Source organism: Nocardioides sp. SR21, assembly GCF_022761125.1.
GTDB lineage: Bacteria > Actinomycetota > Actinomycetes > Propionibacteriales > Nocardioidaceae > Nocardioides.
Genome location: NZ_JAKWJR010000012.1, coordinates 113,941 through 134,747, shown reverse-complemented (window position 1 = coordinate 134,747; position 20,807 = coordinate 113,941). Strand labels below are relative to the sequence as shown.

Annotated in this window: 17 protein-coding genes; 8 read left to right on the top strand and 9 right to left on the bottom strand. The window is 71.6% G+C overall.

Features of this window, described 5'->3' with window-relative positions; genetic code table 11:
• Positions 1-20: 20 nt before the first annotated feature.
• From MJ604_RS20720 to MJ604_RS20710, 3 genes are all read right to left on the bottom strand, one after another.
• Positions 21-2,198, bottom strand: a complete 2,178-nt coding sequence (locus tag MJ604_RS20720) for a UvrD-helicase domain-containing protein (protein WP_243060601.1) — start codon at positions 2,196-2,198, stop codon at positions 21-23.
• A 100-nt stretch (positions 2,199-2,298) separates the two neighbouring features.
• Positions 2,299-3,048 (bottom strand): enoyl-CoA hydratase-related protein, encoded by a 750-nt coding sequence (locus tag MJ604_RS20715; RefSeq protein ID WP_308194165.1) that lies wholly within the window; start codon positions 3,046-3,048, stop codon positions 2,299-2,301.
• Between the two features lie 130 nt (positions 3,049-3,178).
• Entirely contained in the window at positions 3,179-7,894 is a 4,716-nt protein-coding gene (locus MJ604_RS20710; protein ID WP_243060599.1) for a DUF11 domain-containing protein, read from the bottom strand.
• A 288-nt stretch (positions 7,895-8,182) separates the two neighbouring features.
• Here MJ604_RS20710 and MJ604_RS20705 point away from each other — a divergent pair, with 288 nt between their 5' ends.
• The 5 genes from MJ604_RS20705 (at position 8,183) to MJ604_RS20685 (ending at position 12,403) form a co-directional block, all read left to right on the top strand.
• Entirely contained in the window at positions 8,183-9,649 is a 1,467-nt protein-coding gene (locus MJ604_RS20705; RefSeq protein WP_243060598.1) for a molybdopterin-dependent oxidoreductase, read from the top strand.
• Between the two features lie 65 nt (positions 9,650-9,714).
• Positions 9,715-10,377 (top strand): fasciclin domain-containing protein, encoded by a 663-nt coding sequence (locus tag MJ604_RS20700; RefSeq protein ID WP_243060596.1) that lies wholly within the window; start codon positions 9,715-9,717, stop codon positions 10,375-10,377.
• Position 10,378: 1 nt separating this feature from the next.
• The gene (sigK, locus tag MJ604_RS20695; RefSeq protein ID WP_243060594.1) at positions 10,379-10,981 is read left to right on the top strand and encodes an ECF RNA polymerase sigma factor SigK; all 603 of its coding nucleotides are present in this window, start codon (positions 10,379-10,381) and stop codon (positions 10,979-10,981) included.
• Entirely contained in the window at positions 10,978-11,667 is a 690-nt protein-coding gene (locus MJ604_RS20690) for an anti-sigma factor domain-containing protein (RefSeq protein WP_243060592.1), read from the top strand. The genes sigK and MJ604_RS20690 overlap by 4 nt, the downstream gene beginning before the upstream one ends.
• Entirely contained in the window at positions 11,660-12,403 is a 744-nt protein-coding gene (locus tag MJ604_RS20685; protein ID WP_243060590.1) for a DUF1295 domain-containing protein, read from the top strand. The genes MJ604_RS20690 and MJ604_RS20685 overlap by 8 nt, the downstream gene beginning before the upstream one ends.
• Before the next feature lie 91 nt (positions 12,404-12,494).
• On the opposite strand, the gene MJ604_RS20680 is transcribed toward MJ604_RS20685, so the two are convergent.
• Positions 12,495-13,535 carry an HNH endonuclease signature motif containing protein gene (locus MJ604_RS20680; RefSeq protein WP_243060589.1) on the bottom strand — a complete coding sequence of 347 codons (1,041 nt, stop codon included), beginning with the start codon at positions 13,533-13,535 and terminating at the stop codon, positions 12,495-12,497.
• Positions 13,536-13,973: 438 nt separating this feature from the next.
• Entirely contained in the window at positions 13,974-14,342 is a 369-nt protein-coding gene (locus MJ604_RS20675) for a PLD nuclease N-terminal domain-containing protein (protein ID WP_243060588.1), read from the bottom strand.
• Between the two features lie 23 nt (positions 14,343-14,365).
• On the opposite strand from MJ604_RS20675, the gene MJ604_RS20670 reads away from it, so the two are divergent.
• Genes MJ604_RS20670 through MJ604_RS20660 form a run of 3 tightly spaced genes read left to right on the top strand, consistent with a single transcriptional unit; the run spans position 14,366 to position 17,162 of the window.
• Positions 14,366-14,929 (top strand): protein-L-isoaspartate O-methyltransferase, encoded by a 564-nt coding sequence (locus MJ604_RS20670; RefSeq protein WP_243060586.1) that lies wholly within the window; start codon positions 14,366-14,368, stop codon positions 14,927-14,929.
• 20 nt (positions 14,930-14,949) lie between these two features.
• On the top strand, positions 14,950-15,717 hold the full coding sequence (locus MJ604_RS20665) for a tyrosine-protein phosphatase (protein WP_243060584.1): 768 nt from the start codon (positions 14,950-14,952) through the stop codon (positions 15,715-15,717).
• Positions 15,714-17,162, top strand: coding sequence for a glycosyltransferase family 39 protein (locus MJ604_RS20660; RefSeq protein ID WP_243060582.1), 1,449 nt, complete (start codon positions 15,714-15,716; stop codon positions 17,160-17,162). Before MJ604_RS20665 ends, MJ604_RS20660 begins: the two co-directional genes overlap by 4 nt.
• Here MJ604_RS20660 and MJ604_RS20655 read toward each other — a convergent pair.
• The 4 genes from MJ604_RS20655 to MJ604_RS20640 are packed head-to-tail and all read right to left on the bottom strand — an operon-like array spanning position 17,150 to position 20,807.
• A complete protein-coding gene (locus MJ604_RS20655) occupies positions 17,150-18,178 on the bottom strand; it encodes a YihY/virulence factor BrkB family protein (protein ID WP_243060581.1) in 1,029 nt (342 codons plus the stop codon). The two genes, MJ604_RS20660 and MJ604_RS20655, sit on opposite strands and share 13 nt — an antisense overlap.
• 9 nt (positions 18,179-18,187) lie before the next feature.
• Positions 18,188-18,928, bottom strand: a complete 741-nt coding sequence (locus tag MJ604_RS20650) for a carboxymuconolactone decarboxylase family protein (RefSeq protein WP_243060580.1) — start codon at positions 18,926-18,928, stop codon at positions 18,188-18,190.
• A 4-nt stretch (positions 18,929-18,932) separates the two neighbouring features.
• Complete coding sequence (dinB, locus tag MJ604_RS20645; protein WP_243060579.1) at positions 18,933-20,165, bottom strand: DNA polymerase IV; 1,233 nt, start codon at positions 20,163-20,165, stop codon at positions 18,933-18,935.
• Between the two features lie 36 nt (positions 20,166-20,201).
• Complete coding sequence (locus tag MJ604_RS20640) at positions 20,202-20,807, bottom strand: hypothetical protein (RefSeq protein ID WP_243060578.1); 606 nt, start codon at positions 20,805-20,807, stop codon at positions 20,202-20,204.

Below are 20,807 nucleotides of genomic sequence, written 5' to 3'. Positions count from 1 at the left end.
GGCCGAGATTGTCCGAAAAGTTAACCCAGCGTCGTGAGCAGCTGCGTGGCGCGGGTGAGCACCACGTAGAGCGTCGCCTTGCCGGTCGCCGACTCGTCCTCGATCTCCTGCGGGCGGACCACGACGATGCCGTCGAACTCCAGACCCTTGGTGTCGAGGCCGGTGAGCACGACGATCCGGTCGTCGCCCGACGGCGTCACCGAGGAGTCGACCGCCGCGCGGGCGCCCTGGGCGTCGTCGGCGAACTCCGGCCACGACGCCAGCCAGGCGTTGACCTCCGAGCGGCGCGCGACCGGAACCACGATGCCGACGGTGCCGCCGACCTGCGCCGCGATCTCGGCCACGGCCTCCCGGGTCGCGGTCTCGATGTCGGCGACGCCGGTGCGCACGGACGGCTCGACGCCGGTCGAGCGGACCGCGGTCGGGAGGTCGGCGTCCAGGCCGACCCGCTCGGCGTACGCCGCGGCGTGCGCGTAGATCTCGGAGGAGTTGCGGTAGTTCGTCGAGAGGTGGAACTCGTGCACCTCCTTGCCCTCGAGGGCGGCGGCGCGGGCCGAGGCGGACTCGGCGGGCACCGGCCACGAGGACTGCGCCGGGTCGCCGACGATCGTCCACGAGGCGGTGCGGCCCCGACGGCCGACCATCCGCCACTGCATCGGGGTGAGGTCCTGCGCCTCGTCGATGAGCACGTGCGCGAAGCCGTCGTCCTCGATGCTGTGGGTCGGCGGCGCCCAGGCGCGCCCGGTCGGGGCGTACTCGCGGTCGGCGGCCGTGAACAGCTCCTGCATGTCGTGGCCGCCCTCGAGCAGGCCGGTGTCGTCGAGCGAGCGCTCGTCGTCGGTGCGCGCGGGCACGTCGCCGAGCGCGTAGCGCAGCTCGTCGACCAGCGGCACGTCCTCGACCGACAGGTCGGCGCCGCCCCACGACTTGGCGAGCAGCCGCTGCTCCTCCGGGCTGATCACGCCGTCGCCGACGCGGGCCAGGAACTCCGGCTCGCGCAGCCAGCCGAGCACCTCGCTGGCGTCGAGCGGCGGCCACCACGCGGCGGCGAAGTCGAGGAACGACTGGTCCGACAGCATCTCGTCGTTGAACGCCTCGCGGCCGCGGTCGCGCCCGCGCTCACCGCGGACCTGGCGCCACATCTGGTCGAGCAGCGCGTTCGTGACCCGCGGCAGCTGGCGGTTGCGGCGGCCCTGCGACATCAGCTGACGGCGCACCTGGCCGAGCTTGCCGCGGTCGAGCAGGATCACGTCGTCGCGCCAGAAGATCCTGAACTCCTGCGGGGTGCCCGGCGCCTGCTGCCGCGCGGCGCGGCGCATCACCTCGGCCATCCGCTCCGAGCCCTTCACGTCCGCGACGGCCGGCTCGTCGTGCCGCGTCGCCCGCAGCCCGTCGACGACCTCGCCGAGCGACCGCAGCGCGACCGCGGTCTCGCCGAGGCTCGGGAGCACGCGGGCGATGTAGCGCATGAACACGCCGCTCGGGCCGACGATCAGCACGCCGCCGCCCTCGTAGCGACGGCGGTCGGTGTAGAGGAGGTACGCCGCACGGTGCAGCGCGACCACGGTCTTGCCGGTGCCCGGGCCGCCGGAGATCGACACGACGCCCTTGCCCGGCGCGCGGATCGCCTTGTCCTGCTCGGCCTGGATGGTCGCGACGATCGAGTGCATGGACCGGTCGCGGGCCCGCGACAGCTGGGCCATCAGCGCACCCTCGCCGACGATCGGGAGGTCGGTCTGGGCCTCGGCGTCGAGCAGCTCGTCCTCCACGCCGACGACGGTCGCGCCGGCGCAGCGCAGCACCCGGCGGCGGATGACGGCGTGCGGCTCGGCCGCGGTCGCCTGGTAGAACACGGCGGCGGCGGGCGCGCGCCAGTCGATCAGCAGGGAGTCGCGGTTGGCGTCGCGCAGGCCGATCCTGCCGACGTAGCGCGGCTCGGGGTCGAGCCCGGGGTCCATGTCGAGGCGGCCGAAGACCAGTCCCTCGTGCGCGGCGTCGAGCTGGGCGATCCGGCGCGCGGCCTGGAACACCATCGCGTCGCGCTCGACGAGTCCGCCCTCGTGCCCGAGGTTGGCTCGGCTGTGGCCCTCCTTGGCGAGCGCCTGCGCCTGCTCAGCGGATGCCGCGAGCTGGACGTACACCCGGTCCACGAATGCCTGCTCGGCAGCGACTTCCCGCTCGACCAGCTCTTCGTCCAACGCAGTTTCTCCTCGAGACCAACCGATTCCGGCAAGTCGACAAGCCTACCCCCGCCTGCCGGGCGAGGTGACATCTTTACGGACGAATTGGTCCGCGCGCTCAGCCCTTCTTGCGGGACAGGAACGCGGTCATCGCATCCCGCGCCTCGTCGGAGGCGAACAGCGTGGCGGAGAGCGCGGCGAGCTCGGCGCCCCGCTCGTCGATCCGGGCGACCAGGTCGCGGTTGAGGATGCGCTTCGACTCGCGCAGGCCCTGCGCGGCGCCGGTCGCCAGCGAGGCGCACACCCGGTCGACCTCGGCGTCGAGGTCGTCGGCCGGGACGGCGCTGGTCACCAGGCCGTACGCCGCCGCCTCGGCGCCGGTGAAGACCTCGCCGCCGAGCGTGGTCAGCGCCGCCGCCCGCGGGTTCATCCGGTGGTGGACGGTGAGCGAGATGATCGCCGCGGCAAGGCCGAGCTTGACCTCGGTCAGCGCGAACGTCGCGTCGTCCGAGGCGATCGCGATGTCGGCGGCCGCCACGATGCCGATCCCGCCGGCGCGCACCGCGCCGTACGCCCGCACCACGACGGGCTTGTCCATGGTGACGATCAGCCGCTGCAGGTCGACGATCCGGCGAGCACCGACCTCCATGCCCTCGGTCGACGCCTCGGACAGGTCGGCGCCGGAGCAGAAGACCCGGCCCTCGGCGCGGATCAGCACGACCTTGACCGCCGGGTCGGCCGACGCCCTCTCGAGACCCTCGAAGAGCTCGGTGACCAGCTGCCGCGACAGCGCGTTGCGGTTGTGCGGCGAGTCGAGGGTGAGGGTGGCGACGGCGTCAGCGACGGCGAAATGCACGAGCTCGGGCATGCGGCTCATCCTGCCGCATGCCCGGGTCCCGATACGCCGCCGGTCGTCCCTCGCGGCGGCTACTCGACCACCGAAGAACCTCTCGGTGGTCGAGTAGCGAGCGCCAGCGAGCGTATCGAGACCTTCTCGATCAGAACTTCAGCGTGACCGTCCGGACCTTGCCGTCGATGCGCAGCTGCGCCTTCTTCAGCTTGCCGAGCATCTTCTTGCCGGCCGCGGTCTTCTTCAGGTGCACGGTCAGCTTCTTGCCGGACTTGACCTTGTAGCTGCCCTTCGCGAGGACCGTGCCGTCGTTGACCAGGACGGCCTGGCCCTTGCAGACACCGCCTCCCTTGCCGCAGGAGACCGCGGTGCTGACCTTGGTGGTCGAGACCTGGACGGTCTTCGGCAGCACGACCGGCGGCGACGTGTCGACGTTGAACGACGCGCTGTCGCTGTTGTCTGCCGTCGACGACTCCGTCGTCGACGTGGTCACGGTCGCGGTGTTCACGACGTGGCCACCGGCGTTGCCGCCGACCGTGCGGTTCTTCAGGCAGAGCAGGTACAGGTCGACCGAGAGCGGGCCGTTGGTCGGGTTGTAGAACTTGAACACCCGGACGATCGGCCGCGGGTCGTTGCCCAGGTTCACCAGGCCCTCGTCCATGTCGTACCCGGCCACGATGCCCTTGGCGTCGCCCGCGCAGGTCAGCGTGAACTCGGCCTCCTGGCCGGCCGGGACGGTCACCGTCTTGCGGATCTCGTCGAGACCCAGCGCGTGGGTGTGCCCGGCCGCGGTGCTGACCAGGACGTCGAGGCAGCGCATCGTGAACGTGCCGCTGGTGGCGGAGCCGTCATTGACCACGCCCCACGTCCAGCCGTTGCTGCCGGACGGGTACGTCGTCAGGACCGGCGCGGTGCCGTTGAGCGAGTAGCCCGGCTGGATCGGGACCTGGCCGGGGCCGCAGTTCAGGGTGACATCCGTGCGGCCGGTCGGCAGCGCGGTCGTCTGGCTGATCTGCGCGCCCACCACGATGTGGTGGTCGTGGCCGTTGATCTGCTCGCTCTCGTTCTTGAGGCAGACCGCGAACACCTTGGCCTGGACCCGGCCGTAGGCGTCGTTGACGAAGTGCGCGCGCCAGCTGTCGTTGCCGATCGCGCGGTTCTCGGTCATCGACACGTCGGCGTACGTCCCCGTGCCCTGGTCGACGTGGTCGATGCGGCCCGAGCCGTCGGTGACCGTGTAGCCCGGCATGCAGGCGACGGTGCCGGTGGCCTCGTCCATGCCCTCGACGTCCACGTGGACCTCGGTCTTCTGCACGTCGAACAGGTGCTGGTGGTCCGTCGCCGTGTCGGGCAGCGGGTCGACCTTCACCTTGATGTCGAAGCTCTGCGAGCCGCCCGACGGCAGGGTGCCGACGTTGCAGGTCACGACCGAGCCGGCGCGGGTGCACGGGCTCTGCGCGGACACGAACGTCACGCCACCGGGCAGGTGGTCGGTGACCACGACGTCCTCGGCGGGGGCGGCGCCCGTGTTCGACACGGTCAGCGTGTAGGTCACGATGTCGCCGACGTGCGGCGAGGCGTTGTCGGCGGTCTTCTTGACCTTGACGTTCGTGATCGTCGGCTGCACCGGCGTGGTCGTCGAGGACGAGTCCTGGACCGTGCTGTGGTCCGGGGTCGTGCCCGTCGCGGTCGCGGTGTTGTCGACCGAGCCGTGGGTCACGTCAGCCTGGGTGACCGTGTAGGTCACGTCGGTGCACGTGAACGACTCGTCCGGCTCGAGGCCGCCGCTCGGGCAGGTCACCGGGCCGACCTTCGGGTCGGTGACGACGACCGGGTCGAGCTTCACGTTGCCGGTGTTGGTCACCTCGAAGGAGAAGGTGATCTTGTCGCCGGCGTCCGGGCCGTTGCCGTCGACGTCCTGCAACGCGCCGGCCGACTTGATCAGCTGGATCGAGCCGGTCGCCGGCAGGTCGACGGTGTGGTCGTCGTCGTCGGTGACGGTGCCGCCGCCCGGGGTGGTGCCGTGGACGGTGGCGGTGTTGTGGATCTCCCCGTTGTCGACGTCGGCCTGGGTGAGCGTGTAGTCACGCGGGTCGCAGTCGACGGTCGCGCCCGGCGCCAGGGCGACGTTCGGGCAGGTGATCGGACCGATCTTCGGGTCGGTGACGGTGATGTTGGTCAGCGTCACGTTGCCGAGGTTCTTCACCTTGAACGTGTACGTGATCGTGTCGCCGTCGTCGATGCCGTTGCCGTTGACGTCGTTGACCGAGCTCGCGCCCTTGACCAGCTGGATGGCGGGGTCCGCCACGGTGATCCCGGTGTGCGTGGAGTCGGTGTCGGTGACCGGGCCGCCGGACGGCGGCGTGCCGTGCGCGGTCGCGGTGTTGTCCACCTTGCCGGCGTCCACGTCCGCCTGGGTCAGCGTGTAGGTCTTCTGGGTGCAGTCGACGCTCGCGCCGGGCAGCAGGGCACCGGGCGGGCAGGTGATCGGGCCGACCTTCGGGTCGGTGACCGTCACCGGGTTCAGCGTCACGTTGCCGGTGTTGGTGACCCTGAAGTCGTACTTGACCGTGTCGCCGGCGTCGGGCCCGTTGCCGTCGCCGTCGATGATCGAGCCGACGGTCTTGTCCAGCTCGATGGACGGGAGCGACGCGATCGGGGTCGTCGTCGAGTCGGTGTCCTCCACGACCGGCCCGCTCGGCGGCGTGCCGTGCGCGGTCGCGGTGTTCTCGACCTTGCCCGTGTCCACGTCGTTCTGGGTCAGCGTGTAGGTCTTCTGCGTGCAGTTCACCGACACTCCGGGCGCCAGCGGCGTCGCGGGGCAGGTGATCGGTCCGACCTTCGGGTCGGTCACCGTGACCGGGTTCAGCGTCACGGTGCCGGTGTTGGTGACCACGAAGCTGTAGGTGATCGTGTCGCCGGCGTCCGGGCCGTTGCTGTCGACGTCGTTGATCGTGCCGGCGGTCTTGTCGACCTCGATCGCCGCCGCACCCGCGAGCGCGATGTTGACGGTGTCGGTGTCGGTGACCTCCGGACCGCTCGGCGGGCTGCCGTGCGCGGTCGCGGTGTTCTCGATCTTCTTGGCGTCCACGTCGGACTGCAGCAGCGTGTAGGCCTTCGGCGTGCAGCTGACGGAGGCGCCGGGCGCGAGCGCGCCGGCCGGGCAGGTGATCGCGCCGAGCTTCGGGTCGCTCACGGTGACCGGGTTCAGCGTCACGTTGCCGGTGTTGGTGACCACGAAGCTGTAGGTGATCGTGTCACCGGCGTCCGCGCCGTTGCCGTCGTTGTCGTTGATGGCCGAGCCGCTCTTGTCGAGCTCGATCGCCGGCAGCTTCGGCACGGTGGTGTTGACCGTGTCGGTGTCGGTGACCGGCGAGCCGGTCGGCGGGGTGCCGGTGGCGGTCGCGGTGTTGTCCACCTTGCCGGCGTCCACGTCGGCCTGGGTCAGCGTGTAGGTCTTCTGCGTGCAGTCGACCGAGGCCCCGGCGGCGAGCGCGCCGGACGGGCAGGTGATCGCGCCGAGCTTCGGGTCGCTCACGGTGACCGGGTCCAGCGCCACGTTGCCGGTGTTGGTCACCTTGAAGCCGTACTTGATCGTGTCCCCGGCGTCCGGGCCGTTGCCGTCACCGTCGATGATCGTGCCGGCCGTCTTGTCGAGCAGGATCGACGGGAACAGCGGCGTGTTGGTGAAGGTGCAGACCACGGTGCTGCCCGACGACGACGGCATCGTGAACGAGCCGGTGTTGCCGGTGCCCTGGGCGACCGTCGTGCCGTTGGACTGCAGGACGCACTTCCAGGTCGTCGAGTAGTCGCTGAGCTGGGTGCCGCCCGCGGCGGTCTGGGTGATGTTGTACGTCGTGCTCGGCAGCACGACCACCGGGCCGGCGACCTCGGCGTCGTTCAGCTGCAGGCCGGTGTCGGTGCCGGCGGTGGTGCCGGTGTTGCCCGAGGTCACGCCGCCGCCGGTGATGGTGGTCTTGAACTGGTCGTCGCTGTCGTGCCGGCCGTTGGGCAGGTCGACGCGCACCGATGCCACGCTCGGGCTCGAGCACGAGGCCATGTCGGACAGGCTCACCGACGCCTGGTGGGTGTCGATCGATGCGCCGCTGGACGGGTTGACCCGCAGGACCTTGCCCGAGCCGGTGCCGATCACGAGGACGCCGGTGCCGTCGAAGGCCATCGAGGCGTACTGGCCGGAGTTGGCGGGCAGCGAGGTGAGGAACACGGCGTTCAGCGCGGTGGAGCCGGCCGTCGTCGGCAGCGGGCCGTTGACGCGGGCCAGGGTGCCGGACGCGTTCTGGTCGGCGTTGCTGACGACGTACAGGTTGCCGACCGCGTCGAACGCCATGTCACCGTTGTTCGACAGTCCGGCGATGGTGCCGACCTGGCCGATGCCGGTGTTGGTGCTCGTGTTGAACGCGTAGAGCTTCCACGTCGAGCCGCCGACGGCGTAGTAGTAGATGCCGTTCGAGGGGTTGATCGCGCCGGCGATCACGCTGCTCGCGTCGCCGTTCGCGGGAGCGTTGTACTCCTGCGTCGAGCCGGTGGTCGCGTCGAACCGGAGGACCTTGTTGTCCTTGCGGTTGAACGCGTAGATGTAGCGGCCGCCGCCGTTGGGCAGCGCGAGCGCGTTGACCGTCTCGTCGTTGCCCGCGCTGATCGTGCCGTTCGACGTCGAGGCTCCGGTGCTCGGCGTGATCTTGCTGATCACGTGCGAGTTGCCGTCGACGCTGTAGACGGTGTCCGAGGCGCACACGAAGCTCGAGACCCCGGTCGCCTGCGCGGGCGCGGCCGGCAGCGTCACCAGCGCGAGCGCGCCGAGCGAGACCGCGGTGGACAGCGCCGCGACGCCCGTACGGCGCACGCGGACCCGTGTTCGGGCAGAGTACGAAGAAGAAAATGCACGCAGCAGCGACATGATCGCCGGCCCCCCAGCCGTTGTGCTCGTCTACGAGCGTTTGGTGTAGCCCCCCTGGCCCCTCGCAGGTGCGAGAGCCCTACCACCAGATCGGCCCGTGCTCGGCACAGTCCTCTCAGGCAATCGCGGGAACCTTAGACCCGCGGTCGGTGTGTCCGGAGGAAATTGTCCGAAATCGTGTGTTAGCGCACGTGCCGCGCCATCCACCGGACTGGACCGCGACGAACCACCGTCATGCGCAATCGCCTCGTCCACGCCGGCTTCGGCGTCCTGTCCGCACTCGTCGGCGTCGCCGCCGGGCACCTGGTCGCCGCGCTGACCGAGCCCGCGTCCTCTCCGGTCCTCGCGGTCGGATCGGAGGTCATCGACCGCACGCCGACGCCGGTCAAGGAGTGGGCGATCGCGCAGTTCGGCACCCACGACAAGACGATCCTGGTCGGCTCGGTGCTTCTCGGCGTCCTCGCGCTGGCCGCGGTCGCCGGCCTGCTCGCCGCACGACGGTTCGCGTACGGCGCCGGCGTGCTCCTGGCGCTGGTGGCGATCCCGGCTCTGCTGGCGACGAACCTGCTGCCCAGTGTCGTGGCCGGTGTCGCGGGCGTCGCCTCCCTGTGGTGGCTGACCCGGGCGCGGCTGGCTCCGGCGGGTGGCCGCCGCGTGCTGCTCGTGGCGGGTGGTCTGGCGATCGGAGCGCTCGCGATGGGCGGGGCGGGACGGTGGATCACGTCGTACCGCACCCGGGTCGAGGAGATCGACCTCCCGGCGGCCGCGGACCCCGCGCCGCCGTTCCCCACCGGGCTGGACGAGCGGGTGCCCGGCATCAGCAGCTTCCGCACCCCGACCGCCGACTTCTACCGGGTGGACACCCGGCTCGCGCTGCCGATCGTCGACGCCGACGGGTGGAGCCTCACCATCGACGGCGACGTCGAGCGGGAGGTGACCTTCACGCTCGACGACCTGCTCGCGATGCCGCTGGTCGAGCGGGACATCACGCTGACGTGCGTCTCGAACGAGGTCGGCGGCCGGTACATCGGTGCCGCGCGCTGGCTGGGCGTGCGGCTCACCGACCTGCTCGACCTGGCCGGGATCGACCGCACGTCGGCCGACCAGATCCTCAGCACCGACGTCGACGGGATGACCATCAGCACCCCGCTCGACGTCGCCACCGACGGCCGGGACGCGATGATCGCGCTGGGCATGAACGGGCGCTCCCTGCCGCGGGAGCACGGCTTCCCCGCGCGGATGGTGGTGCCCGGGCTGTACGGCTTCGTGAGTGCCTGCAAGTGGATCACCCGGATGACGCTGACGACGTACGCCGAGCAGGACGCGTACTGGACCGAGCGGGACTGGGCCACCGACGCACCCATCAAGATCGCCAGCCGGATCGACACCCCGAAGCCGCTGGCGACCGTCGCGGCCGGGCGCACCGTGATCGGCGGCGTGGCCTGGGCCCAGCACCAGATGGGCGTGGCGAAGGTCGAGGTGCGGGTCGACGGCGGTGCGTGGCAACCGGCCCGGCTCGGCCCGTCCGCGGGCGCGGACTACTGGCGGCAGTGGTACCTGCCGTGGACCGCGGAGCCCGGGCAGCACACGCTCGCCGTCCGCACGGTGGACGGTGAGGGCGACGTGCAGACCGCGGTCCGGGCGACGCCGTTCCCCGAGGGCTCCAGCGGGGTCCAGGAGATCGTGGTGAACGTGGACTGAGACCAATCCGGACGACCGGTGGCGCCGAATCACCGACGACCAGACCACAACCGGAAGGCTCGACCATGAACCGCAGCATCCGCCGTACCAGCGGCCTCGCAGCCCTCGCGCTCGCCGCGACCATGGGCCTGGCCGCCTGCGGCTCCGACTCCAGCGACGCAGGCAGCTCGGGCGCAAGCGACATGACCTCCCAATCCCCCTCGGACATGACGTCCGAGTCCCCGTCCGACATGGGCTCCGACGCGATGGGCGCGGGCGCCGAGACCTTCGGGGCCGGCTGCTCGGCGATCCCGACCGAGGGCGCCGGGTCGTTCGACGGCATGGCGTCCGAGCCGGTCGCCACCGCCGCCAGCGCGAACCCGCTGTTGAAGACGCTCGTGGCCGCGGTCGGCGAGGCCGGCCTCGTGGACACGCTGAACTCCACCGACGGCATCACGGTGTTCGCGCCGACCGACGACGCGTTCGCCGAGATCCCGGCGAAGACGATGAAGTCCGTGATGGCCGACAAGGCCACGCTCACCAAGATCCTGACCTACCACGTCGTCCCGGGTGAGCTCACGCCCGAGGACCTCGCCGGCACGCACAAGACGCTCGAGGGCACGGACCTCACGATCGAGGGGTCGGGCGAGGACTTCACGGTGGGTGCTGCCGGGGCTAGCGTCCTGTGCGGGAACATCCCCACCGAGAATGCGACGGTGTACGTCATCGACTCCGTCCTGATGCCCTGACATGAACCACATCCGTCCTGTCGCCGACGACGCCCCGTCCCCTGAGGACGGGGCGTCCGGTCCCGACCTCTCCGAGCTGCTCCGGCGGTCGGGGCGGGGCGACGAGGCGGCGTTCGCCCAGCTGTACGACGCGACCGCGGCCCGGGTGTTCGGGCTCGCGGTCCGCGTCGTACGGGACCCGGCGCAGGCCGAGGAGGTCGCCCAGGAGTCGTTCCTGGAGATCTGGCGGACCGCCGGCCGCTTCGACCCCGCCCGGGGCAGCGCGCTCTCGTGGCTGCTCACGATCACGCACCGCAAGGCGGTGGACCGGGTCCGCTCCGCGGAGGCGGCGAGCCGCCGCGACACGTCGTACCAGCAGCACAACCAGCCGGTCGAGCACGACTCGACCGCCGAGGCCGCCGAGGCCTCGCTCGAGGCGCGCCGCGTCCGCGGCGCGCTGGCGACACTGACCGAGGTGCAGCGCGAGGCCGTGGGCCTGGCGTTCCTCGGCGGCTATACACACACGGAGGTGGCGACCATGCTGGACCTACCGGTCGGCACCGCCAAGACACGAATACGCGATGGGATGATCCGGCTGCGCGACGCCTTGGGGGTGGGCTCATGACCGACGTACACGCGCTGTCCGGCGCCTACGCCGTCGATGCACTCGACGACATCGAGCGCGCCGCGTTCGAGCGGCACCTCGCGGCCTGCGCGGAGTGCCGCGCCGAGGTGGCGAGCCTGCGCGAGACCGCCGCCCTGCTCGCCGCGACCGAGGCGGTCGAGCCGCCCACGTCGCTGCGCGGCCGGGTGCTCGCCGAGATCTCGACCGTCCGTCCGCTGCCGCCCGAGGTCGCGCCTCAACAGCCGCGTCGGTGGCTCGGCACGCTCGTGGCCGCAGCGGCTGCCGTCGTCGTGCTCCTCGGGGCCGGCCTGGCCGTGTGGCACCAGCCGTGGGAGGAGAACCCCACGGTCGCCGAGTCGGTGCTGTCGGCCGACGACGCCCAGAGCACGACGCTCGAGCTGGGCGAGGCGACCGCGACCATGACGCGCTCGGACTCCCTCGGGCGCGCCGTGATCGTCACCGACGACATGCCGCCCCCTCCGGAGGGCAAGGTCTACCAGCTCTGGTTCGACGTCCCCGGTGAGGGCATGGTGTCGGCCGGCGTGATGCCGATCGCCACCGACCAGACCGTCGTCCTCGACGGCGACGCGACCGCCGCGACCGGCGCCGGCATCACCGTCGAGCCGACCGGCGGGTCGAAGGAGCCGACGACGGCCCCGGTCGCGCTGTTCCCCTTCGATGCCTGACTGGCTCCAGGTAGCCGGGCTGTCGCTCGCCGCGGCGGTCGTCGTCATGACGGCGACCGCCGTGGTCTCCGCACGCGTCGGCCGGCTCTCGGTCGTCGACGTCGCCTGGGGACTGGCGCTGCTGCTGGTCGCCGTCGTCTGCGCGGTGTGGTCCGGCTCCGCGTCGTCGTGGCTGCTGGTCGGGCTGGTCGCGGCCTGGGCGCTGCGGCTCTCCGGCCACATCTTCACCCGCTCACGCGGGCACGGCGAGGACCCGCGGTACGCCGGGATGTCCGCGCGCAACGTGTTCGTCGTCCAGGGCGCCGCGGTCTGGCTGGTGTCGCTGCCGCTGCAGGCGGCCGCGCTGTCCTCGGTCGCCTGGACCTGGGTGGTCTGGCTGGGCTGCGCCGTCTGGGCCGGCGGCGTGCTCTTCGAGACCGTCTCCGACGCGCAGCTGGCGGCGTACAAGCGCTCGTCGCCGCGCCCACCCGTCCTCGACACCGGCCTCTGGTCGTGGTCGCGGCACCCGAACTACTTCGGCGACGCCTGCGTCTGGTGGGGCCTCTGGCTCGTCGGCGGGCTCGCCTCCGGGTGGTGGCCCGGCCTCCTATCGGTCGTGTCGCCGGTCGCGATGACGATCTGGCTCGTCTGGGTCACCGGCGCCCGGCTCCTCGAGCGCACGATGATGCAGCGCCCGGGGTATCCGGCGTACGCCGCCCGCACCTCGATGTTCGTGCCGTTGCCGCCGCGGCGGTGAGGCGTCCGACGGCCCGTGCGGGTCGACCGTTGTGGTCACCGTTGGAAGAACACGACGAATGCCCCGCCGGCCGTGGTCGGCGGGGTGGGGGTCAGCGGATATGTCGGTCGACGCGGACGTGGTAGCTGCAGCCGGTCGGGCTGGTCCAGGTGAACGTCCTGGGGCCGGTGCGGTGGTAGGTCCAGGCGGTGAAGGTCTTCACCCGGTGGTGGTGGCGACACAGCGGCGCGAGGTTCCGGGTGTTGGTGCGGCCGAGGGGGAACTCGGTGATGTGGTCGTTGTCCGCGGAGCGTGACCTGCGGCTGCAGCCGGGGAACACACACCGCGGGAAGGTCAGCACGACGGTGCGGGTGTTCTCCACCTCGACCATCCGGGAGTCGGCCTGGACGTGGGTGTAGATCACCACCTCACGCTCACCCGCGCCGCCGAGCATCCCCGCGGCGATCGAGCGGCGGACGTCGATCGGGAGGGCGGGGTCGAGGGTGGCGGCCTTCGCCTTCAGGTTGTCGTCCAACGCGACGGCGTCGGCGAGGTCCATGATCCCGGCGACGGGGACCTGTCCGGTCGAGGTGACCTGGCGCCAGTAGAACGTGAGGTGCCGGTGCTCGGCGTCGGCTTGGCGGCGTTGTTCGGCAGCTTGGGGGTCGAACTCGGCACGGGCTGCTTCGACGGTCCGCTCGATCTGGGCGAACGTGCACGTGTGCAGCACCGGCGCGAGCGCGCGGTCCACGAACGCCGCCGCATCGACCGGCAGCGCCTTGGTCTGCTGGGCGACCTTCCGGGCCTTCCAGACCGCGACCTCGCCCGCACCGACGCGTGCCCAGGTGCGCGGGAGCCGGTGCGCCAGCTCGACGGCATCGCCGATGAACACCCGGCCGGCGTCGGTGTTCATCCCGACCGCGAGCGCGAACTCCGCGATCGAGAACTCCGCCACCGTCGGCGCCCCGTCGCCGGCGACCTCGAGGTCCCGCTCCTCCCAGGACCGGGTCTGGTCCACGACGTCGCCGGGGTTCAGTGCCGCCCACTCGACCGCGAGGTGCAGCTTGTCGATCTCGGCCTTCACGGCGGCGGCTTGGCGTTGGCGGGCGACCTTCAGCACCTGCTCACGAGTGAGAGTGCTGGTCGTCGTCATGGTTCAACCCAAGCAGGGACCACCGACAGTGAGGCCCCGGAATCCCTTGTTTTGACCGGGATGTGGACACTTTCGAGAAATAGTTCGGAGGATTTCGGTGGTCGTTTCGAGGCCCACCGCCGGAAAGCCGGGAAGCAGCGCCAGCCCGAACCCGCCCTACCCGCGTCAAAGCCCTGTCGGTCGCAACCACCAGCAACCCGCAGCGACCGAGAGTCAGCTGGATAAGGAGCTCGCTAGCCCTCGCACCCCAACCACCGACTCCCACCGCCGGAAAGCCGGGAAGCAGCGCCAGCCCGAACCCGCCCTACCCGCGTAAAAGCCCTGTCGGTCGCAACCAGAAGCAACCCGCAGGCAACCGAGAGTCAGCTGGATACGAGGCTCGCTAGCGCTCGCACCTCAACCACCGAAAACCCCACCACCCCAAACCGGGAAGCAGCGTCAGCTCTCCTCGGCGTCGCGCTTCTTCTGGGCCTCGTAGGCCTTGCGCTGGGCCTCGGCGCGCTCGCGGACCTGGCGGAGGAACTCGGCGTCCTTCTCGGGGTCGACGGCGGCGGCGCGGCCGGGGCGGTCGTACTCGGGGAAGCTCGGCTGGGAGCGCTCGTGGCGGGAGCGGCGGCGACCGCCGTCGGGGCGGCCGGCGACCAGCCAGGCGATCGAGCCGACCAGCGGGAACAGCAGGATCAGGATGACCCAGGCCACCTTGGGCAGGTTGCGGACGCGGTCCGACGGCGAGCCGATGGCGTCGACGAGGCAGAACACCCAGAGGGCGAACGTCACGATCCCGAGAAGCAGCTCCAGCTTGATCACGGCGCAGATCCTAGACTCGAACGATGGCCGACGACCGGGTGTCGGACGCATTCGTGGCGGCGCCACGTGAGTGGTTCCTGCCGGAGCACGCGCGCGGGCGGGCGGCGTACGACGGCCCGATCGACATCGGGCACCGGCAGACCAACTCCCAGCCGCGCACGGTCGAGAACATGCTGCGCCTGCTCGACGTCCGGCCCGGCCAGCGGGTGCTCGACGTCGGGTCCGGCTCCGGCTGGACCACCGCACTCCTCGCGCACCTCGTCGGGAGCACCGGCGAGATCCGGGGCGTCGAGCTCGAGCCCGAGCTCGTCACCTTCGGCCGCGCCAACCTCGCGCGCGGCGACTGGCCGCAGGCTCGCATCGACCAGGCGACGCCGGAGACGTACGGCGACCACGCGCACGCGCCGTACGACCGGATCCTGGTCTCGGCCCAGGCGACGGGGCTGCCGGCCACCCTGGTCGACCAGCTCGCCCCGGACGGCCGGATGGTGATCCCGGTGAACGGCGAGATGCTGCTGGTCGAACAGTCGGACGACCGGCCGGTCGTGAGCCGGCACGGGTACTACCGGTTCGTGCCCCTCCGCTGACTGCCCCCTATCCTGCGGGCGTGACCGATGCGCCCGCCGAGCTCCTCCGGCTCGCCTCCGCAGACAACTTCCGCGACGTGGCCGGCACCGGGGCCGGCTACCCGACCCGGGACGGCGGGCACGTTCGCCGCGGCGTCTACTACCGCTCCAACGAGCTGCAGCTCACCGACGCCGACGCGGGATCGCTGGCGGATCTCGGCATCACCCACATCCACGACCTGCGCGGGCAGATGGAGGTCGACGCCCACCCGGACGTCGCCGTGCCCGGCGCGACCTGGCACCACGTCGAGGTCACCGGGATCCCGACCGAGATGGTCTCCGGACTGGCGGACGCCGACGCGGCCAACCGGGTGATGCGAGAGGTGTACGACGCGTTCGTCCGGTCACCGAAGGCTCGTGCGTCGTACCGCGAGCTGCTGACCGACCTCGCGACCGAGCCGCTCCCCCAGCTGTTCCACTGCACCGCGGGCAAGGACCGCACCGGCTGGGCGGCCGTGCTGCTGCTGGAGATCGCCGGCGTCGACCGCGCAACGATCCTCGAGGACTACCTGCTGACCAACCAGGTCTCCTCCGCCACCCGCGAGAAGTACCTCGCGCTGATCGGCGAGCACCTCGGCGCCGACAAGGTCGCGGTGTACGAGCCCACGATGGTCGTGGACGAGTCGTTCCTCCAGGCGGCGTACGTCGCGGTCGACGAGCTGTACGGCTCGATCGACGGCTACCTGCGCGACGGGCTCGGTCTGGACGACCAGCTGATCGGAGCGATTCGGGCCAGACTGGTGGGGTGACCCGACCGCCCTACGCCACCCGCGGCGTCGCAGCCGTGGTCGCCGTCCAGGCGCTGCTGCTCCTGGGCATCGCGAACCGGTACGGCCCGCATCGCGACGAGCTCTACTTCAGCTCCGCCGGCCAGCACCTGGCCTGGGGGTACGCCGACCAGCCGTCGTTCACGCCCCTGCTCGCGGCGATCTCGCACGCGATCGCACCGGACAGCCTGCTGGTGCTGCGGATCTGGAGCATCGTGGCGGTCGCGGTGATCGTCGTCCTCTCCGCCCAGTTCGCGCGGCTGCTGGGCGGCGGCAGGTCGGCGCAGCTGCTGACCGCTGTCGCCGTCGCCGCCGGGGTCTGCATCATGGCCGTCGGCCACCGGCTGTCCACCGCGACCTTCGACACCCTCGCGTGGACGGCCGTCGTCCTGGTCGTGACCCAGGCGCTGGTCGACGACCGGCCACGCCTCTGGCTGTGGGCCGGCCTGATCGCGGGGATCGGGCTCAACAACAAGCACGGCGTCGCGTTCTGCCTCTTCGGCGTCCTCGTCGGCGTCGCCCTGGTCCGGGAGACCCGGCCGGTCCTGCGCACCCGCTGGCCCTGGCTGGGCGGCGTCGTCGCGCTGCTGCTGTGGATCCCCAACCTGCTGTGGCAGCACGCGCACGACTGGCCGGTGCTCGACCTGTCCGCCGACATCTCGGAGGAGTACGGCGGGGTCGGCGGCCGGATCGAGCTGCTCGGCCAGGCGCTCATCATGTTCAGCCCGGTCATCGGCGCCCTCTGGATCTTCGGCATCGTCGAGCTGCTGCGCCGCCCCGCCTGGGTCCGCGCGCGGCCGGTCGCCGTCGGGTTCCTCGCGATCCTGCTGGTGTTCGTGGTGACCGGCGGCAAGGGCTACTACCTCGCCGGCCTCGTGGTGCCGCTGGTCGCCGCCGGCTCGGTCGCACTGGCCGAGCGCTGGCCCGGCCGGCGTACCGCCGTCGCCGGCGCCGTCCTCGCACTCTCCGCCGTCGTCGCGTGGCCGGCCGTGATCCCGGTGCTGCCCGAGCAGACGTACGTGGACAGCTACCCGAAGCTCGACGTCGACCAGCTCGAGACGATCGGCTGGGACGACCACGCCGAGACCGTCCGCGCGGTCGTCGCGGACCTCCCGGACGGCGCGGTCGTCTTCACCGGCAACTACGGCGAGGCCGGCGCGATGGAGTGGTACGACGTGGGCGCCCCGGTCTACAGCGGCCACAACGGCTGGCGCGAGTGGGGGCCGCCGCCCGAGTCGGCGTCACCGGTCGTGGTCGTCGGGTGGGACGTCGAGCCCGAGGAGTTCGAGGGCTGCGAGCGCGCGGCAACGCTGCACAACGACGCCGGCGCCGACAACGAGGAGGAGGGCGCGGGCGTGTGGGTCTGCGACGGCCCGGTCGGCTCCTGGTCGGAGCGCTGGCCGGACCTGGTGCACTACGACGCGTGATCGGCGTCGTCGTCCGGCTCCCGCTGGACGACGCGCAGCTTCATCGAGTCGGTGAACGTGACCTCGACGGTCTCGAACCCCTTGTGGCGCTGGGCCCTCGCGTAGCTGGCGTACGCCCGCTGGTCGGCCTCGGTGAGTCTCACCCGGTCGGTGAACGGCGTCAGCAGCGCACGCGGCCAGAGGCGCCGGTCGAGCACGACGTTCACCTCGATGCCGAAGACGCCGATGGCGGCAGCCAGCCAGATCACGCCGATGAGACCGAGGACCAGCGCGAAGGTCTGGTTCATGCCGGTCGTCTTCGTGATCACGTTCGTGACGTAGAGGGCACCGATCGACTGGAGCCCCACCCAGAGCAGGGACGAGACGACCGCGCCGGGGACCGAGCCGGTCCAGATGCTGTGGCTGCGGGCGGCGCCGACGCGGAACAGGGCGGTCAGCACCAGGGTGTTGACGGTGACGGTCAGCACGATGATCGGCCAGCGGTAGGAGGACAGGCTCTCGCCGAAGACCTCGGTGTGGCTGACCAGGATCGAGAGCGCGGAGATCGCGAGCATCGCGACGCCGGCGGTCACCAGCAGGAACAGGCTCTTCAGTCGCAGCATGACCGGGTTCGGCCGGCTGTTGCGCGGCACTCCCCACGCGACGTTGAGGGTGTTCTGCAGCGCCTGGCCGAGCCCGAGCGCGCCGTACAACGCGACGAGCGAGCCGACGATGATCACCGTCGTCGACCCGGTCAGGCCCTCGGGCGTGCCGAGCTGGTCACCGATGATCGGGAACTGAGCCAGCGCCGAGTCGAGCAGCTCCTGCTGGCGCTCCGGGTCGCCCTCGAGGAAGAAGCCGAGGATCGTCGAGCCGAGCAGCAGCAGCGGGAAGATCGCGATGAACGCGTAGTACGTGATGATCGCGGCGAGGTAGTTGCCCTGGTCGTCGAAGTACTTGTAGATCACGCCGAGCGGGTAGCCGAACACGGACCAACGCCGTTGAGCGTCGTCAACAGCGTCGATGACCCGTGCCACTCGGACACGCTACCGAGGATCTGCCGTCACGACGGTCAGGTTGCCGTTCTCGTCGGTGCGGAACAGCTCCACGCCGTCGCTCACCGTGGCCGCGTCGGCGCCGAGCGCGACGGCGATCTTGTTCGCCGCGTTGCGGGTCACGTCGAGCACGACCTCGGCGAGCTGGTCCTCGGTGAGGTGCGCCCGTGCCGCCGCGAGCACGTCCGCGGGGACGGCGTACGGCGTCCAGATGATCGCGTCGGTCAGCGCGAGCGCGGCCTTGGCGGCGTCGGGCAGGTCGCTGTCGGCGTACCGGTCGACGGCGTCGAACGTCGCCTCGTCGGCACCGTGCTCGATCGCCGCGATCGAGCGGCGGGACCGGCACACCCGGCAGTCGTGCTGGCGGGCGCCGCGCAGCCGGACCAGCTCGGTCGTCACCGGGTCGAGCGCGTCGAGGCGGGCGACCTCGCGCATGAACTCCTCGAGCGCCGGCCACAGCTGCCCGCTCTCGGCGGTGCGGGGCTCGACCCCGAGCACGGCCGAGACCCGCGGCCAGAAGTCGTCGACGTAGATCGCCTGCACCGCCTCGAACGCCGCCGGCCCGATGGCCTCGAGGAACGCCGACCGCATCTGGTCGTCGATCACCGACACGTCCGCGGCGAACTGCTCGGCGAACGCCACCACCCGCGGGTCGGACAGGTCGACGTCCAGCGCGCGCCGCGCGGCCGCGACGGCGCCGAAGGAGTCGGGCAGCGTCGACGGTGGCGGCACGCGGTCAGGCTAGTGGCCCCGGGTCCGGCAGCGTCGGCATCTCGAGCCCCGTGCGGCGGCCGACGAGCACGGCCCGGGTGACGGACGTCGAGCCGAACCGGTCGCGCACCCGGTCGAGCGCGGCGTCGAGGCCGGTCTCGTGGTCGACCTCCGGCCACAGCGGCAGCTCGAGCTGCTGGGAGCGGCCGTCGGTGAGGCCGGAGATCGTGATGCCGAGCAGCGTGCAGCCGCGCGCCTCGATCAGCGGCCAGTTGTCGGCGAGCAGCCGGCGACCGGTCTCGAGCCAGGTCGCGGTCGTCGCGGTGGAGTGCCGCAGGGTCGCCGACCGCGTCGCGCGGGTGAAGTCGTCGAAGCGCAGCCGCAGCGTGAACGTCTGCCCGATCCGCTCCCCCGCGCGCAGCCGGCGGGCGACCCGGTCGACGAGCCCGGCGAGCAGGGCGTCGAGCTCCTCGCGGGACTTGGGTCGGCCGGCGCGCCCCATCGCGCTCTGCGACCCGATCGAGCGGCGCCGTCGGCCGACCTCGACCGGCCGCGGGTCGAGGAGGTTCGCCAGGGCCCACAGGTGCCGGCCGGCGGCCCGGCCCACGGTCGAGTGCAGCTCGCGCTCCTCGCGGCCCGCCAGCTCGCCGATCGTGCGGATCCCCTCGGCGTGCAGCTTGCCGGCCGTGATCGCCCCGACGCCCCAGAGCCGCTCGACCGGCAGCGGGTGGAGGAACTCCTCCTCCAGCTCGGGCGCCACCCGCAGCAGGCCGTCGGGCTTGCTGACCGCGCTGGCGACCTTGGCGAGGTACTTGGTGCGCGCGATCCCCACCGAGATCGGCAGCCCGACCTCCTCGCGCACGCGCGTGCGCAGCGCGACGCCGATCTCCTCCGGCTCTCCTACCAGGCGGCGCAGGCCGGTCACGTCGAGGAACGCCTCGTCGATGGAGATGCCCTCGACCAGCGGGGTGGTGTCATTGAAGATGTCGAACACCTGCTTGCTGGCCTCGACGTACGCCGAGAAGCGGGCCGGTACGACGATCGCGTCGGGGCAGAGCCGGGCCGCCTGCCGCCCACCCATCGCGGACTTCACGCCGTACGCCTTGGCCTCGTAGCTGGCCGCCAGCACCACGCCGCCCCCGACGATAACCGGCCGGCCGCGCAGCCGCGGGTCGTCACGCTGCTCGACGGAGGCGAAGAACGAGTCCAGGTCGGCGTGCAGGATGCTCGCGCTCTCGCTGCTCCGGATCCTGGCCACGACCCCACTCTATCGAACACACGTTCGATCCGGGAGTCAGGCCGCGAGCGCCGTCTCGATCTTCTCGGCGGAGCGGCGGGCGCCGTCCAGGACGACGTCGACGGCCTGCTCGGGCGTGAGCAGCTCGTGGATCGCCTCCACGACCGAGGCCGGGATGGCGCTCGGCGACCGGACCATGGCGTCGCTGAGGGCCAGCGCGGCGTTCGCCGCGTCCGGCCGGTCGCTGGAGTGGTCGTGGTGGACCTCGTCGTACCGCGCGACCGAGTCCAGGAAGGCGCCGACCGCGACGGCGGTGTCCGCGACCGGGTACCGGCGCCGTCCCGGCCACTCGGCGGACGGCCCGAACAACGCGTCGAGGGCCTCCCGGATCCGGGGCGCGACGTCGGCGATCCAGACCATGTTCACGATCGCCGCCGCGTGGCCACCGGTCTCGTCCAGGAACCGTGCTCGCACGGACTCGTCGATCCGCGCGACGTCGACGCGGAACTGCTCGGCGAACGCCACGACCGCCGGCGACTCGAGCATCTCGTCGTGCACCCCCGACGGGCGGACCGACACCAGCAGTCCGTAGGAGTCCAGGACGTCGGGTGCGTACGTCGCGAGCGCGGCCGAGCCGCCGTTGGTCCAGCTGTCGTCTGTCAT

Excerpts from the sequence above, each read along its gene's own strand:
- MJ604_RS20680 (WP_243060589.1), bottom strand. The coding sequence starts at position 13,535 with ATGACGACGACCAGCACTCTCACTCGTGAGCAGGTGCTGAAGGTCGCC.
- MJ604_RS20700 (WP_243060596.1), top strand. The coding sequence starts at position 9,715 with ATGAACCGCAGCATCCGCCGTACCAGCGGCCTCGCAGCCCTCGCGCTC.
- MJ604_RS20705 (WP_243060598.1), top strand. The coding sequence starts at position 8,183 with ATGCGCAATCGCCTCGTCCACGCCGGCTTCGGCGTCCTGTCCGCACTC.
- MJ604_RS20685 (WP_243060590.1), top strand. The coding sequence starts at position 11,660 with ATGCCTGACTGGCTCCAGGTAGCCGGGCTGTCGCTCGCCGCGGCGGTC.
- MJ604_RS20670 (WP_243060586.1), top strand. The coding sequence starts at position 14,366 with ATGGCCGACGACCGGGTGTCGGACGCATTCGTGGCGGCGCCACGTGAG.
- MJ604_RS20715 (WP_308194165.1), bottom strand. The coding sequence starts at position 3,048 with ATGCCCGAGCTCGTGCATTTCGCCGTCGCTGACGCCGTCGCCACCCTC.
- MJ604_RS20640 (WP_243060578.1), bottom strand. The coding sequence starts at position 20,807 with ATGACAGACGACAGCTGGACCAACGGCGGCTCGGCCGCGCTCGCGACG.
- MJ604_RS20690 (WP_243060592.1), top strand. The coding sequence starts at position 10,978 with ATGACCGACGTACACGCGCTGTCCGGCGCCTACGCCGTCGATGCACTC.
- sigK (WP_243060594.1), top strand. The coding sequence starts at position 10,379 with ATGAACCACATCCGTCCTGTCGCCGACGACGCCCCGTCCCCTGAGGAC.